The organism is Ruegeria sp. CDSB086, from assembly GCF_059611065.1.
This window is the reverse complement of sequence record NZ_JBXWOV010000008.1, coordinates 83,631-99,245: the sequence shown is the minus strand read 5'-3', so window position 1 is coordinate 99,245 and position 15,615 is coordinate 83,631. Positions and strand designations below refer to the sequence as shown.

Genomic DNA, 15,615 nt, shown 5'->3' with positions numbered 1-15,615 from the left:
CAACCACTTTTCCGGGGCCTTACGGCTCCGGATCCCAGATACAGGAAAACGCGTGAACATGTCGAACGCGAACCCATATGCTCTGCTTTTTGAACCGGTTCAGATTGGACCAGTCACAGCCAGAAATCGCTTTTATCAGGTGCCACATTGCACCGGGCTGGGGCATGTCCGACCGCGGGCGGATGCCGCCGTTCGTGGGATGAAAGCCGAAGGTGGGTGGGCGGTGGTTTCCAATCAGGAGACCGAGATTCACCCAACCTCAGACCTGTCTCCTTACGCCGAGGGGCGGCTATGGGACGGGCGCGATGTTCCCGCGTTGCGGCTGATGACGGATGCGGTACATGCGCATGGTGCGCTGGCAGCTATCCAGCTGGTGCACAATGGCAACCATGCGCAGAACCTGCTGACCCGGGCTCCGGTTCTTGCACCTTCCGAGATGTCTGTCGATACGACGCATCCCAAGCAGGCGCAGGCCATGGATAAAGCTGATATTCGCGAGTTCCGCCGCTGGCACCGCGAGGCCGCCCTGCGCGCGAAAGATGCCGGATTTGACATCATTTACGTCTATGCCGGACACAACATGACTTTGGCGCAACATTTCATGCTGCCGCATATGAACCAGCGTAGTGATGAATATGGCGGGTCGCTTGAAAATCGTGTGCGCCTGACACGCGAACTGCTGGAAGACACCCACGAAGCTGTAGGTGACAGCTGCGCTGTGGCGCTCCGTTTTGCCATTGATGAGATGGTGGGCGCTGACGGCATGCAGGCTTCAGAAGAAGGCCGTGCCGTGGTCGAGCTTTTGGCCGATCTTCCTGACCTATGGGATGTGAACGTTGCCGACTGGTCCAATGACAGTGCCACAACCCGCTTTCAACCCGTAGATGGCTATCAGAACGCGTTTCTGTCGCACGTCAAACAGATCACCGGGAAACCTGTGGTTGGTGTCGGTCGCCTGACGTCCCCCGATATGATGCTGTCGATGGTCAAAAAGGGAATTGTCGACCTTATCGGAGCGGCGCGACCTTCCATCGCGGACCCATTCATTCCCAAAAAGATCGAAGAGGGCCGCATTGACGAAATCCGCGAATGCATCGGCTGTAATATCTGCGTCTCATCCGACAATCTGGGCATCCCGATCCGCTGCACTCAAAACCCGACCATGGGTGAGGAATGGCGCCGCGGTTGGCACCCCGAGATCATCGCGCCGAAAAAGAGCAACGCGGATACTTTGGTTATTGGCGGTGGCCCCGCCGGTCTTGAATGCGCCACGCAATTGGCAAGGCGAGGATATCAGGTGACCTTGGCCGAAGCCTCAGCTGAATTTGGTGGACGTGTTGCAATGGAAAGCAAACTTCCCGGCCTCGCGGCTTGGTCCCGCGTCGTCGATTATCGCCTGAATGACTTAAAGCAGCGCGGCAACGTTCAGTTGTTCACTGACAGCAGACTTGATGGCGATCAGGTAGCAGAGCTTGGCGTCGAACACGTCTTTGTGGCCACCGGCAGCCATTGGCGTACCGACGGCATCGGCCGTAGCACGCAGCGCCATATGCCTCAGATCGAGCAAACCGCCAAAGTGTTGACGCCTGATGACATCATGAAAGGCATTCTGCCCCCGGATGGACCGGTGATGATCTATGATGATGACCATATCTATCTGGCAGGGGTGATCGCTGAAAAACTGGCGACCGCCGGATACCAGGTGGTCTTTGTCACGCCAGAGAGTTTAGTTTCAACTTACGCTGTCAATACTTTGGAGCAGCCTCGTATTCAGGCCCGCCTGATCGAGCTTGGTATCGACATTCGCTGCAATCAGGTGCTGACGGCGGTTGAAGGTGACATCGCGCGCATTGGGTGCGCCTTTACCGGCCGCGAAACTGACATACCGTGCGCCTCAACGGTTCTGGTCACCGAGCGCCACCGCGAGACGGCTCTTTATGACAGCCTGCAAGGGACCGGATTGAAAACCCTCGAACTCATTGGCGATGCCGCGTCTCCGGGGTTGATCGTGGACGCAGTCTTCGCAGGCCACCGCGCGGCACGCGATTTTGAACGCCCAAAGGCAGAAGCAGACAAGGATTGGTTTCGCCGCGAGATAATCGATTTGGAGGAGACGTGATGAACAGCCGACCGTTTGAGTTAGATGCTTTGATGGCCTCGCACCAGTACGGCCACGCGCTGCCGCGTGAATTCTACACTTCGCAAGACATCTATAACTATGACATTGCCCAGGTCTGGAACCGTAACTGGCTTTGGGCAGGGCATGTCAGCCAAATCCCAAACTCCGGAGACTATTTTCTGTTCGACTATGGCCCGGAGAGCATCATTATTGTTCGCGACCGCGAAGGCGAAGTTCGCGCTCATTTGAACGTCTGTCGCCATCGTGGATCTCGCGTCTGCACTGAACACTCCGGCAACTCCCGTGTTCTTGTTTGCCCGTATCACGCCTGGACATATGAGCTATCGGGAAAACTTCGTGCAGGCCACAACATGGGGGAACACTTTGACCCATCCAAATTCGGGCTATTTCCCGTTCAGGTGAGTGTCTTCAAAGGCCTGATTTTTGTCTGTGCCGATGCAAACACGCCATCGCTTGATCCTGTCCTCAGCCAACTTTCGCCACTCGTCGAACCCTATGGTTTAGACGACTTGAAAATTGCGCATACGGCGTCATTTCCGGTTCCAGCGAATTGGAAACTGGCGGTTGAGAACTATCTTGAATGCTACCACTGCGGACCAGCACACAAAGAATACTCTCGCTCTCATAGCCTGAAATCGCCACAAGACATGGCTGGCTTGGTCGAGCCGCTGAATGCAAAGGCTGTAGAAGTTGGGCTGACGCCTGATGAATTGGCGCTTGTTGGCGAGGCTGCGCCCACCCCATTCACCAGCGGGTACTATCGGCGCTACCCGCTTTACCAAGGTTACAAAACCGGCAGCAAATCGGGCGAGGCGCTTGCGCCATTGCTTGGAGCGCTGAAAGGCTTCGACGGTGGCGCAACTGACTTTGATATTGGTCCATTGAATTGGTTCCTGATCTATTCGGATCACATGGTGGGTTACCGCTTTGTTCCACGTGGCCTACAGGAAACCGACATTCAGGTGGTCTGGCTGGTTCGCGCTGACGCCGAAGAAGGCCAAGATTACAATAAAGAAGACCTGACCTGGCTTTGGCATGTCACATCTTTGGATGACGAACGCATCATTCGACACAACCAGTCCGGCGTGAATTCTCAATACTTCCAACCGGGCCCCTTGGGCGAAATGGAAACCGCGATCCAGGATTTTTACGATTTCTATTTCGCAATGATCAGTCCGGAACCAGAACAAAGGATGGCCGGTAATGGCTGAGGTAAAATCACGCCGTCGCGGTGGTGGTGGGCGCGCCGCGCGCATAAAGGTGCAACAGGCGACTACGGGCAACGAGGCCGTGCGTGGAGGCTTAAGCGGCGGACGCTATAAGCCGTTGACCCAATCAGATATGGAGAACATCCACCAAGCGGCCCTGACCGTTCTGGAAAACACCGGCGTCACCGACCATTTCCCGGAACTGCTTGATCTGGTGCTGCCCAAGGGCGCGGTGATGAATGACCTTAATCGGCTGTGCTTTCCCCGTGCGCTGATGGAAGACATCCTGGCTGGTGCTGCCAAGGAGTTTTATGTCTATGCCCGCGGAGAGCGTGAAGGCAAAGACGACATGCATTGCTCGGCAGAGAGTGTCTATTTCGCCAACTCTGGCACAGCCGTCACAACCTTCGATTCCGAGACCAAAACTTATCGCCCTTCGGTCCTGCGCGACGTTTATGATTTCACCCGTCTGGTGGACTGTTTGGATAACATTCATATGCTGGGCGACACGGTTTTGGCCACCGACGTGACCGATGATTTCGCTCACGACATGAACACCGTATATGCGATGCTCGCAGGTAGCCAAAAACCTGCCTGTCTGACCTTTCGCGACCGTAGCCACATCCCACATGCCATTCGCATGTTCGATATGGCGCAAGGTGGCGATGGGGCTTTCATGAAGAAGCCAAGCGTCATATTTGGCGGCTGCCCTATGGTTTCCCCCTTGCGGATCGGCAAGGAGAACATGGAAATCCTGATTGATACCGCCAAACTTGGGCTAACTGTCGATCTGGCAGTGCCTCCTCAGGCCGGGGCCACAGCCCCCGCGACGCTTGCGGGAACACTGGTTCAAACCGTAGCCGAAACACTGGCCTGTGTTGCCATTGTAAACCTCATCACACCGGGCTGTCCGGTCTGCTTTGCTGCCTGGCCCTTCATCACAGACCTGCGCAGCGGATCGTTTACCGGCGGCAGCGGCGAACAGGCACTGATCGGGGCGGCAGCCATTCAGATGGGCAACTTCTATGGCCTTCCCACATCCGTTGGCGCAGGCATGACCGATGCCAAAATACCCGACGCGCAATACGGGTTGGAAAAGGCGCTAACCTTCACGCTTGCCGCGCATGCCGGTGCCAATCGTTTGTGCGAATTCGGGGGTATGATCGGCAGCCTGATGGGATGCAGCTTTGAAAGCATGGTTATTGATGACGAAGCGGGTGGTATGATCCTACGATCATTGCGCGGGATTGAGGTAACAGATGAAACCATGGCGGTGGATGTGATCCACCAATGTGCCATCGACCCAGGTCATTTCCTCGGCAACCCGCACACACTGAGCTATATGAACAGCGAATTCGTCTACCCGCGACTTATGGATCGTGAGCGCACAGATACATGGGAAAACGAAGGCAAGACGGATTTGCTGGACCGCGCCCGTGACAAGGCCAATTCCATTCTCGATAGCCATTTCCCCAACTACTTCGGCGCCTCAGACGCTCAGGTCCGCGAAGAGTTCCCAATAGTGATGAGCGCAGAAAGTATGGCCCGCCGTGGATAACTCTAACGCCAAGCAATGGGATAACGACCACTTCCTGCACCCGTGGGAAGGGATGGAGGCTTTGGGTGAAAACGATCGCACTTTTATAGAAGGTGCCAGCGGTATCCATGTGGTGAACGAAAAAGGCGCACGCTTGATCGACGGCCCGGGCGGCATGTGGTGCACTCAGATCGGATATGGGCGAGAGGAGATGGCCGAGGCCATGGCTGAGCAAGCTCGGAACCTTGCTTATTTCTCACCCTTTAACAACTCCAACTCGACTGCTGCGCGGTTCGCGCGCGAAATCGCCAAACGTGCGCCGGGCGATTTGAACAATGTCTTTTTTACCACCGGCGGTTCCACTGCGGTTGATACGGCCATCCGGTTTGTTCATTTCCGCAACAACCTCTTGGGACGCCCCAAGAAAAAGAAAATCATTTCACGGCAAAAAGCCTATCACGGAAGCACTTATCTGGCGGCGAGCATCAGTGGAAAAGAGCGTGACCGGCTTTGGCTCGACAAGGCGGATGACCTCGCGCATTTCTTGCCGGACGTGAATCCGCTTTACCGTGCACCTGGTCAAAGCGAAGAGAGCTTTCTGAATGAGAAAGTTTCGGACCTGGAAAACGCCATTGTGACGCTGGGCCCAGAAAATGTTGCCGCTTTTATCGCCGAACCGGTTCTGGCATCTGGCGGTGTGATCGTGCCGCCAAAAGGATATCACGAAAGCTGCCTAAACATCTGCAGGAAGTATGATGTTCTATACATTTCCGACGAAGTAGTGACGGCTTTCGGGCGATTGGGCCATTGGTTTGCTTCGGAGGCAGTTTTTGGCATTCAGCCAGACATAATTACCTGTGCCAAAGGAATGACATCCGGGTATGCACCGATGGGCGCCGCGATTATCTCGGATAGATTGATCGCCGATGTTTCAGGAAAAGACGCAACCTTTTCTAATGGTTATACCTATTCTGGTCACCCGGTCAGCGCGGCCGCTGGTCTGAAAAGTATGGAAATTATTGAACGGGAAAAGCTTCTTGAGCACGTTCGAAGGGTTACTCCGATTTTTCAGGATCAGCTACAGCAGCTGGGTCAGATTGACATCGTTACCGATGTACGTGGCATGGGGTTGATGGGATGCGTTCAATGCTCAGTCGACGGTGATCCCCAGAGCGATCTGGGGTGCGACTACGAAATTGGTAGCCAGATCGATATCGAATGCCAGAAACGTGGGCTATTGGTTCGACCTGTGATCAACATGTGTGTTCTTTCACCGCCCCTTGTCATTAGCGAGAGCGAAGTTGAGCAAATGTTCGATGTCTTGCGAAAAGGGCTTGAAGCGACAAGCACGTGGCTCGGAGGGGATCGGTGACCAATGAAGAGCGTGCGCTCTTGTTGTGAATACTCGCTGTTCGAGATGCCGCTGCAACCTTTGAATTCAGTGTTCAATGTCCGTTTTGGGTCGGGGACGTCGATGGTTCGGGAGCACTTATTCAGCAACCGTCAGAATCTCTTCGAGTGGCTTTTTGATCTTCGCCACAGCAGGTACTTTTGCGTCCTTCGCGGCATGACCAACTGCCACGATCATGATTGGTTTTTCGCTATCCGGTCGATCAAACATCCTATTGAGGAACTTCATCGGGTTCGGGGTATGCGTCAGAGTGACCAAGCCTGCATGATGTAGTGCGGCCAACAGGAAACCACAGGCAATGCCCGTGCTTTCGGGTACGTAGTAGTTCTTGAAACGCGTTCCGTCCTCGAAATGGCCCCAGCGCTGCGCAAAAACGACGATTAACCATGCGGCTTCCTCGAGATGCGGTTTGTTGTCGTTGGTGCCAATTGGTTCCAACGCTTTCAGCCATTCGTCACCCGCTCCACCTTCATAGAACTGGCGCTCTTCCTCCTCGGCGGCTTCGCGGATCTTCTTCTTTAAGGTGGGGGCCGAGATAGCCACAAAATGCCAAGGTTGATGGTTTGCTCCTGAGGGCGCTGTGCCCGCCGTGCGTATGCACTCTTCAATCACCTCGCGAGAAACCGGCTTGCTTGAATAGTCCCTAACCGTATGCCGCCGTTTCATTTGGGCATAGAATGCGCGGGCTTCTTCAAGGCTTTGAACCGCCGAATAATCCAGGTGGTCAGGAAGATCGATGGGTTCGTATTTTATATTGTCGCGTGAAAACATTGATGATCTCTTCTGGATATGCAGTTTGTCTGTTTATGCACCTCGCCCGGGGTTTTGGAAACAGGGCCAACAAGGCGACGTCTGGCACCTTGACGAAGTTGTCGTGAGCATCTCTGGCCGCACAAGGTTCTCAATAACCGCGCTGAAAACAGCCATTTCCCATTCCGAAAACGGGAACGGTCGAAGCAAGGCCATCGATCTCCAGGTGGTTATAAGAGGTTCGCGGCAACCCATTCAGCCGTTCGGAATTGCTTTTGTGTCCCAGCACGTCGTTGCTCAGCCTTAACAATCCGAGTATCAGTATTCCTTGGTGCGCCGCAAATTAACGCGACAACACGCGTTCAGGTTTGCAGCGCGAAGTCTTTTATCTTGATCAATTCCAGTGAATATGTGCGAACGAATGCCGCTAACGTTCACCGCGCCGGTAGGGTGCCATCAACGCCGCAGGTATTTCGGCTCTGCGTGCGACGAGGACGAGCGCAACGATGGAAAGCACGTAAGGCGCCATCAAGAAGAGCTGGTAGGGTACGCCTTCAATCGCAGTCTGCAGCCGCAGCTGGTATGCATCAAAGAATGCGAATAATACGGCGCCAACCAGCGCCTTGCCGGGCCGCCAGCTGGCGAAGACGACCAGCGCGATGCAAATCCAGCCCCGCCCCTGAACCATACCTGGGAAAAAGCTGTTAAACGCCGTTGTCGTCAGGAAAGCCCCGCCCACCGCCATCAAAGCCGATCCGACAACGACTGCGCCGATGCGGATGCGGATGGGGTTCAACCCCTGTGCCTCAACCGCATGCGGGTTTTCACCGGTCATACGAATGGCCAGCCCTAGTGGTGTTCGGGCAAGGACATACGCCATTGCAGCCACAGCAAAGAGCGCCAGATAAGTCGGCAGGGCCTGGGAAAACAGGATCGGACCGAGAACAGGTATATCGGAAAGCCCCGGAACATTGAGCGGTTGGAAAGGCTCTATCGTTGGGGGCAAGTCACCCACTTCGACAAGTAGCCTGTAGAGGTAGTAGGCCAAAGCAGATGCAAACAGCGTAATACCAAGCCCCGATACATGTTGCGAAAGCCCAAGCGGAACTGTCAGCGTGGCATGCAGCAAGCCCATCACAGCGCCGCAAAAGGCGGCAATCATCAGGCCCGCGAGCAAAGGTGCACCCATGTAGACGGCAAGCCAACCGCTCATCGCGCCCATGGTCATAATCCCCTCGATCCCCAGATTGAGCACGCCCGAACGTTCGCAGAGCAATGCGCCAAGGACGCCGAATATGAGTGGCGTAGCAATACGCAACACGGAAGCCCACAGGCTGGTATTCAGCAGCAGATCAATAGCATCACTCATCGGCGCACCCGGTAGGTTGTGAAAAGAAGGGCCACGATCATGGTAAGCAAACAGAGCGCAACAATCACATCAGCGATGAAACTGGGAACACCGGTCGCGCGGCTCATGGCGTCGGCCCCAACGAAGACTGTAGCAACGAAAACAGCGGCAGCAACGACGCCGGCCGGATGCAAAGCGGCGAGCATGGCGACAACGATGCCTGCATAACCAAAACCGGGGCTCATCGTGGTGGTGACCCCAGCTGTAACACCCATGACTTCGACAGACCCGGCGAGCCCCGCCAGAGCGCCCGAAAGCAGGGCTACGCCCATGATCGTTCGGGGTAGGGATATTCCGGCAAAGGCAGCGGCACTGGCGTTCAAACCTGCGGCGCGCGTTTCAGCGCCAAAAACGGTGCGCGCCAGGATCAGCCAAACGGCGCCTGCTGCTGCGATGGCAAAAAGCAGCCCGATATGCAGACGCGTGCGCGGGATCAGATCCGGCAGACGAAATTCTCCGTCTACGGGCACTGAAGAGGGCCACCCAAAGGCCAATGGATCGCGCATCGGACCTTCAATCATGAGGCCGACGAAGAGGATTACGATGAAGTTGAGCAGAAGGGTCGTCACCACCTCATCCACCCCGAAACGCAGGCGTAAATAGGCAGGTCCCGCCAACAGGGCCGCGCCTGCCGCCATGCCCGCCAGCATTAAAACAGGAATACCGATCCATCCCGGAACCCCGAGCGAATGCCCGATCCAAGCGGTGACCAGCGCGCCGATAAAGAACTGTCCCTCGCCACCGATATTCCAAAGTCGCGCGCGGAAGGCGACCGCCGCAGCAAGCCCCGTGAAAATAAGCGGCGTGGCGCGGGTCAGCATCTCAGTGATCGAAAGGCGGGAGCCAAGCGCACCGGTCAGCATTTCGCCATACGCCGTGAGTGGGTTTACCCCCGCAGCTGCGATGAGACCTGCAGCGAAAAGTAACGCAGTAAAGATCGCGGCCAGCGGCGCAATGATCACAAGGTGCAGTGGCACATGTGTGCGTCGTTCAAGCCGCATTATCGTTTTCCTTCCAAACACCCGCCATCATCAGGCCAAGACGTTGCGGGTCAGCCTCGTTGGCGGATATGGGCTCCGACAAGCGCCCTTTAACGATGGCCTGTATACGGTCTGACAGGGCCACGGCTTCTTCCAGTTCTTCAGAGATGAGCAAGATTGCTGCGCCTTCGGCCCGTGCAGCCAAAAGCTCGGCATGAACGGCGGCAATTGCCCCTTCATCGAGGCCTCGCGTCGGCTGGTTGGCGAGCACAAAACGCGGTCCGTTTGTCAGGGCCCGACCGAGGATAAGCTTTTGCATATTGCCGCCAGACAACAGCCTTGTTCGCGTGTCGGGACTGGCACCACGGATATCAAAACGTTCGATCAGCCCTGAGGTGTAATCGCGAGCGGCGCCTTGCCGGACAAAGCCGCGGCGCGAAAACTCTGGTGTGCGCAGCCGTTCGAGCACCGCATTTTCCCACAGGCTCAACTCGCCTACTACGCCTTCCGCGTGCCGGTCTTCTGGTACTCTACCAGCCCCCGCACGGATCATGCCGCGCGGCCCCAGATGACCGATATCTTCGTCCAGAAGTGTCAGCTGCCCGGCACTTGGGTGAACCAGCCCAGAAAGCAACCCGCCGAGCGAAGCCTGACCATTGCCTGAAACGCCAACGATACCAAGGATTTCACCAGTATGGACGGTGAATGACACGTCATCCAGACGCAACTCACCGTCCTCTTCCACGCGCACATTTTTTGCAATCAGCACTGGCGCGCCAATCTTATGGTCATGGCGTACGGGCCGTTCCACTTTGCGGCCAACCATCAGTTCCGCCAGCTCTCCGGGGTTGGTTTCAGAGGTTTTGCGTTCTGCAACCATCTTGCCGCCGCGTAGCACTGCCACACGGTCAGAGGCAGCCATGACCTCATGCAGTTTGTGGCTGATGAAGATAAGCGAGAGACCCTCTTTCGTCATGTCGCGCAGGGTCTCGAACAGGCGCATCGCCTCGGGCCGGGCCAGAACGGCAGTAGGTTCATCCAGAATTAATATGCGCGCGTCACGGTAGAGCGCTTTAAGAATTTCAACACGCTGGCGTTCTCCTACGGAAAGCGACCGAACCTTGGCCTCGGGGTTCACGGGCAGGCCAAACCGCTCTGCGATCTGCAACAGCTTTTCGCGCGCCTCACCACGAGCGGATCGCGCGCGCGTCAAGGGTTCGGAGCCAAGCATGACGTTTTCAAGAACGGTGAGGTTGCCCGCAAGCGTGAAGTGCTGGTGAACCATTCCCACACCCACCTCGATCGCTGCACGTGGAAGGCCTGGAGGCAGCTCTTTCCCGAACACCCTGACAGTGCCTGCGTCGGCTGCGTAGTGGCCAAACAGGATATTCATCAGCGTCGTCTTGCCAGCGCCGTTTTCACCCAGAAGCGCAAGGATTTCCCCCTCTGCCAGTGTCAGGGTCACATCATCATTTGCGGTAAGCGTTCCAAAACGCTTGGTGATGCCGTGAAGCTCCAGAACCTTGGTCATGCGGGTAGGCCTGCGATTGGGGACGGAAAGGAAAGTGCGGGCGCGCGGGCCTCGATAATTGCACCGAGTTTTAGCAGTGCGAAATCGGCGCCGGTGGGACCAATCAGTTGCACACCGAGAGGAAGGTCATTTGCCATGCCAAAAGGCAGCGCCAGTGCTGGCAAGCCCGCAACATTGGCAAGCGCGGCGTTTGGGGCAAAAGCTTCCAGCCGCGCCATGTGTTCATCGGTGGAAGTGCCAGACAGATCCAAAGTGCCGACAACGGGCGGAGCAGAGGAGAGGACCGGCATCAGGATGGCATTGGCGGATTTGAAAAGCTTGCGGGAGCGATTTGTCAGGCGTGCCAGCTGTCGCGAGGCCGCAAAAAGTGCGGTGGCAGGTGTCGCACGACCCTCAGTAGCCATGGCGGCTGCGAGCGGTGGAACCTGGTCGTCAGAGATCTTGAGTGCGGTCAGCCACTCAGCCAACGAAACAGCCAGTATGGTTCGGGCGATTTCATGAGCCTCAGCCCCAATCCGGTCGGGGGCACGAACATCATGCACTTCACAGCCTGCGTCGCGCAGCGCGTCGGCAGCACCTTCCGCAGCTTTGCGCTGATCAGGTCCACAACGATCCGGCAATGCCACCGCGACACGGGGACGTTTTGGGAAGTGCACCGGGGCCATAGGTTGGACAACAGCATCAAGGGCGGTCTTCACGTCACGGACCGATCGCGCCAGGATCAACTCAGATGCTATGCCCATCAGGTGATTGGCAAAATCAGGGCCTCCGGGCACCGCACCACGAGACGGTTTGAGCCCGGTCAAACCGCAACACGCAGCAGGTACTCTGATGGATCCGGCTGCATCAGTGGCATGAGCAATTGCAACGATACCACCTGCAACGGCAGCCGCAGCGCCGCCAGATGAACCACCGGGTGTTAACGCGGGATTCCATGGATTTCGGGTCGCAGCCATGCCATCTGGTTCGCATGTCAGGGAAAGGCCAAATGGGGGTGTTGTAGTCAAGCCATAAGGGATCAAGCCAGTTTGGCGCAAATCCTGTAACAGGCGACTGTCACTTTCAGGTTTACGCGCTTGTGCGCGGATTGCTGCGGATCCTGCCGCAGCAGGTAGCCTTTTTGCGAAACCACCGAGGTCTTTCACCAAAAACGGAACCCCATGAAACGGACCGCGCTGGTCAGATGGCAATGCGTCTGCTGCCCTTGCCCCGGCGCGCGCCATGTCTTCGTCCAGAAATGCCACGGCCCCCAAATCCGCCTGCGCGTGGCTGGCAGAAAGGCTTGCCTCCATCACGTCGAAGGCAGTGATCTGCCCTGACGTAATGGCGGCCGCAAGAGCCGTGGCATCGGTCACGTCAAAGCCCGCGGGATCAGGAGGGCTCGCTTTCGTCGATTGGAACATCCCATTCGCCGGATTGGATCGCGGCCTGTTTAGCCTCCATTGCCGGGATGGCGTCAGCAGGCACTTCATCGGCGACATAGATCAACTCATTGCCACCATGGGCCATGAAGGAATATTCTGTGTAGTTGCGCCCCGTTGGGTTACCGGCCTGAACGTCGGCTACGATGGCCTCGATAGTAGGACCGTAATTCCAGATCGCGTTGGCAAAGACTGTGCCTGGATAGCGAGGCGTATAGTCGATAAGCGAACCGATGGCCTTCACACCCCGCGCTTGGGCGGCATCCGCAGTGCCAATGCGCTCACCAAACAGGACATCTGCGCCCGCGTCGATCTGGGCAATCGCAGCTTCTTGCGCGCGGGCCGGATCAAACCATGCTCCGATAAAGCCGTTGACGAAGGTGGCATCCGGGTTCACCTCGGTCACCCCCATTCGGAAGGCATTGATCAACAGGTTCACTTCAGGGATCGGATAACCACCGACCGAACCGAAGACGTTGCTTTCTGACATTTGGCCCGCAAGCATCCCGGCCAAATAGGCCGCCTCGTGGTTGCGGGTGCCGAAGACGCCGAAATTGTCCCCTTCCGGCCCACCGGAAGAGCCCATGAGGAAAGCGGTATCCGGGTAATCGCCCGCCACTTCGCGTGCTTCGCGTTCCACGGCGTAGGACTCGCCCCAAATGATTTGCGCACCACCTTCGGCATACTCGCGCATCGCGCGGGGATAGTCAGTCGGAGCTACACCTTCCGAGAACTCGTACTCGATCAGACCAGCATCGGCGGCTTCCTGCATCGCTACATGGATACGACTGTTCCACGCGTTTTCGACCGGAGACATATGCACGCCAGCGACTCGGGTCGCAGATTGTGCGTTCACGCGACGAACATAAGCCGGCACGGCCAACGCGGCCGCAGCGCCGACCATCAGTTGACGGCGGGTTGTGGTGAGTTTCATTGGTAGATCCTCTTCTGTTGGTGGCAATTGTTCTTGTTCTTAAGCTTCCTGAGTATTGGGCCTGGGCGCGTAATCTGCGGGATCCAGGGTCGTGGGGCGGCCGGGCAACGAAAGCGCCGCCATTCGGGGTTCTGTACGGGCCAACACCTTGCCGTTTTTGATTACGGCAAGGCGGGTGGGTTTCATGCGAACAGCTTCAATCGGATCACGCGCCTGCAGTACAACCATACTGGCAGGGCCGCCTTCGCGGATTGTCGGGTCGGGCAGGCCCATGGCTTTGGCGCCATTTTGGGTGATGGAAGTAAACGCCCATTCCATCGCTTCTCGGGATGTCATCGGTACCGCGTGCACACCCATATGAGCCACTTCCAGCATGTCGGCGGACCCGAGCGAATACCACGGGTCCATTGTGCAATCCTGCCCGAAGGCAACGTTTACACCGGCCGCGCGCAGCTCTGGCACGCGGGTCAGACCTCGGCGGCGCGGGTAGGTGTCCGAACGCCCTTGCAGCGTGATATTGATCAGAGGGTTGGGTACCACGTTCATACCGCTCTCTGCGATGAGCGGGATTAGCTTCGATGCATAGTAGTTGTCATAAGAATGCATCGCAGTGACGTGGCTTGCAGTTACACGGCCCCCAAGCCCAAGGCGCGTAGTCTCAAAGGCCAACGTTTCTACGTGGCGAGACATCGGATCGTCGCTTTCATCGCAGTGCAGGTCCAGCATCAGGTCGCGGTCCGCCGCTATCTCGGCCAGTCTTGTGACAGATAGAGCCCCTTCCGACATCGTGCGTTCAAAATGCGGGATCCCGCCCACCACGTCGACACCCATATCGAGCGCCTGGATCAGGTTTCTCTCTGCGTTTTCTGATCGGTAAAGGCCATCTTGCGGGAATGCCACCAGTTGCAGGTCGATATAGGGGGCAACCTGGTTACGTACCTCCAAGAGCGCTTCAACGCCCACCAACGGGGCGGATGAAACATCCACATGCGAACGGATAGCCAGCAGCCCCTGCGACACAGCAAGGTCGCAATAGCGCATGGCCCGCTCAATCACCGCTTCTGGTGTCAGCAGGGGCTTCAATTCCCCCCAAAGCGCGATACCCTCCAAAAGCGTGCCCGAGACATTCATGCGCGGCAACCCTAGGCTCAGGGTCGCATCCATATGGAAGTGCGGGTCCGTAAAAGGAGGGGAAACCAAACGCCCAGCCGCCTGTATCTCCTCATGCGCCTCAGCCTTGATATCAGGCGCAATTTCCGCAACGCGGTCTGCCTTGATCGCGATATCTACCGGCCCGCTGCCATCTGGCAGGCTGGCCTGTCTGATGATTAAATCGAGCATCCAATTCCCCCAAATTTGACCGCATGGTAAAAAGTATTCTGCAAGAATGCTAATAGTTTTTGTTGCACTTCCGGGTCCAGTGTTTCCGCTAGTCTCGGTGTGTGCCTATATCCAAGGCTTGTCTTGACCTTTCTTGGCAGCTGAAGCTGACACAACGATCAACTTTCGCTTTTGGGATTTTGCGTTGCAGAACTGCTAAATTTTGCAAAGGTCGGTTCACGCTGGGAATCTGTCCGTTTCAGCAGATTGCCGATCCGGACCCTTGATCCAGCGGATCCGCAGTTTTCTTGCAAGCCGAAAAATACCTCGTAACAGAATCAAAACACTGGGAACCTCGATTTCGTAAACTTCGGCTTATAGTTTGAAAAACAACCAGCATAAGGATGGCGAAGATCAGTGCAGGCAAATTTCGTTGCATGTGAAACAAAGCGGTCTTATAGTTTCGTATGCAACTAGATTCCTTCTTTCCCTATCGTCTCGCCGTGGCTTCCGAAGCGTTCTCACGAAAACTCACGGAAGTATACCAGCGCGAATTCGGGCTATCACGGGAGGAATGGCGCCTGCTTTTTCTACTTGCCAATGCCAAAAGCCTGACCTCTCTAGAACTCTCGCGACGCACCACTCTGGACAAGGTTCAAGTCAGTCGGGCCGCGCAGAGGCTTGACGATAAAGGTTTGATAACCAGAGCAATTTCCGAAGAAGATCGCCGGATAAGGGTCTATCATTGTACGCCGGAAGGCCATCGGCGTTTCGAACAGTTGCTGCCACAAGTCGATGCTTGCGCGCAAGGGATGCTGAATTCCATGTCGGCTGAGGACCGCGCAGCGCTGGACCAAGGCGTGACTGCTCTGCTTAAGGCCGCGTCAGTGACATAGGTACTAAGCCAATCTGCGCAACTCAAGCCATCTGGAGAGCTGGCTGCCGACCGGCGTAGAAATCCGTGTAATCGGTGAC

At 56.5% G+C, this 15,615-nt stretch carries 12 protein-coding genes and 1 pseudogene; 6 read left to right on the top strand and 7 right to left on the bottom strand.

Annotated elements, in window-relative coordinates:
* Window positions 1-58 precede the first annotated feature (58 nt).
* Genes AC2FIO_RS17000 through AC2FIO_RS16985 form a run of 4 tightly spaced genes read left to right on the top strand, consistent with a single transcriptional unit; the run spans window position 59 to window position 6,257 of the window.
* A complete protein-coding gene (locus AC2FIO_RS17000) occupies window positions 59-2,119 on the top strand; it encodes an oxidoreductase (RefSeq protein WP_496699115.1) in 2,061 nt (686 codons plus the stop codon).
* Window positions 2,119-3,351: an aromatic ring-hydroxylating oxygenase subunit alpha gene (locus AC2FIO_RS16995; protein WP_496699113.1), complete on the top strand. Its 1,233-nt coding sequence runs from the start codon at window positions 2,119-2,121 to the stop codon at window positions 3,349-3,351. Before AC2FIO_RS17000 ends, AC2FIO_RS16995 begins: the two co-directional genes overlap by 1 nt.
* Complete coding sequence (locus tag AC2FIO_RS16990; RefSeq protein WP_496699111.1) at window positions 3,344-4,906, top strand: trimethylamine methyltransferase family protein; 1,563 nt, start codon at window positions 3,344-3,346, stop codon at window positions 4,904-4,906. The genes AC2FIO_RS16995 and AC2FIO_RS16990 overlap by 8 nt, the downstream gene beginning before the upstream one ends.
* Window positions 4,899-6,257: an aminotransferase gene (locus AC2FIO_RS16985; protein WP_496699109.1), complete on the top strand. Its 1,359-nt coding sequence runs from the start codon at window positions 4,899-4,901 to the stop codon at window positions 6,255-6,257. Before AC2FIO_RS16990 ends, AC2FIO_RS16985 begins: the two co-directional genes overlap by 8 nt.
* A gap of 117 nt (window positions 6,258-6,374) precedes the next feature.
* Here AC2FIO_RS16985 and AC2FIO_RS16980 read toward each other — a convergent pair whose 3' ends face one another.
* The gene (locus AC2FIO_RS16980; protein WP_472724827.1) at window positions 6,375-7,067 is read right to left on the bottom strand and encodes a nitroreductase family protein; all 693 of its coding nucleotides are present in this window, start codon (window positions 7,065-7,067) and stop codon (window positions 6,375-6,377) included.
* Window positions 7,068-7,181: 114 nt separating this feature from the next.
* On the opposite strand from AC2FIO_RS16980, the pseudogene AC2FIO_RS16975 reads away from it, so the two are divergent.
* Window positions 7,182-7,361: pseudogene (locus tag AC2FIO_RS16975) on the top strand (IS6 family transposase); the annotation flags it as partial.
* A 112-nt stretch (window positions 7,362-7,473) separates the two neighbouring features.
* On the opposite strand, the gene AC2FIO_RS16970 reads toward AC2FIO_RS16975, so the two are convergent.
* From AC2FIO_RS16970 to AC2FIO_RS16945, 6 genes are read right to left on the bottom strand one after another with little or no spacing between them, the layout of a single operon-like run.
* Window positions 7,474-8,415, bottom strand: coding sequence for an ABC transporter permease (locus tag AC2FIO_RS16970; RefSeq protein WP_496699107.1), 942 nt, complete (start codon window positions 8,413-8,415; stop codon window positions 7,474-7,476).
* A complete protein-coding gene (locus AC2FIO_RS16965) occupies window positions 8,412-9,455 on the bottom strand; it encodes an ABC transporter permease (protein ID WP_496699105.1) in 1,044 nt (347 codons plus the stop codon). The genes AC2FIO_RS16970 and AC2FIO_RS16965 overlap by 4 nt, the downstream gene beginning before the upstream one ends.
* Window positions 9,445-10,965 carry an ABC transporter ATP-binding protein gene (locus AC2FIO_RS16960; RefSeq protein WP_496699103.1) on the bottom strand — a complete coding sequence of 507 codons (1,521 nt, stop codon included), beginning with the start codon at window positions 10,963-10,965 and terminating at the stop codon, window positions 9,445-9,447. The genes AC2FIO_RS16965 and AC2FIO_RS16960 overlap by 11 nt, the downstream gene beginning before the upstream one ends.
* On the bottom strand, window positions 10,962-12,368 hold the full coding sequence (locus tag AC2FIO_RS16955) for an amidase (RefSeq protein WP_496699101.1): 1,407 nt from the start codon (window positions 12,366-12,368) through the stop codon (window positions 10,962-10,964). Before AC2FIO_RS16955 ends, AC2FIO_RS16960 begins: the two co-directional genes overlap by 4 nt.
* Window positions 12,337-13,320 (bottom strand): BMP family protein, encoded by a 984-nt coding sequence (locus AC2FIO_RS16950; RefSeq protein ID WP_282170363.1) that lies wholly within the window; start codon window positions 13,318-13,320, stop codon window positions 12,337-12,339. Before AC2FIO_RS16950 ends, AC2FIO_RS16955 begins: the two co-directional genes overlap by 32 nt.
* A 39-nt stretch (window positions 13,321-13,359) precedes the next feature.
* Window positions 13,360-14,661, bottom strand: coding sequence for an amidohydrolase family protein (locus tag AC2FIO_RS16945; RefSeq protein WP_496699098.1), 1,302 nt, complete (start codon window positions 14,659-14,661; stop codon window positions 13,360-13,362).
* A gap of 446 nt (window positions 14,662-15,107) precedes the next feature.
* Between AC2FIO_RS16945 and AC2FIO_RS16940 the strand changes: the two genes are divergently transcribed.
* Entirely contained in the window at window positions 15,108-15,536 is a 429-nt protein-coding gene (locus AC2FIO_RS16940; protein WP_496699096.1) for a MarR family winged helix-turn-helix transcriptional regulator, read from the top strand.
* Window positions 15,537-15,615 lie beyond the last annotated feature (79 nt).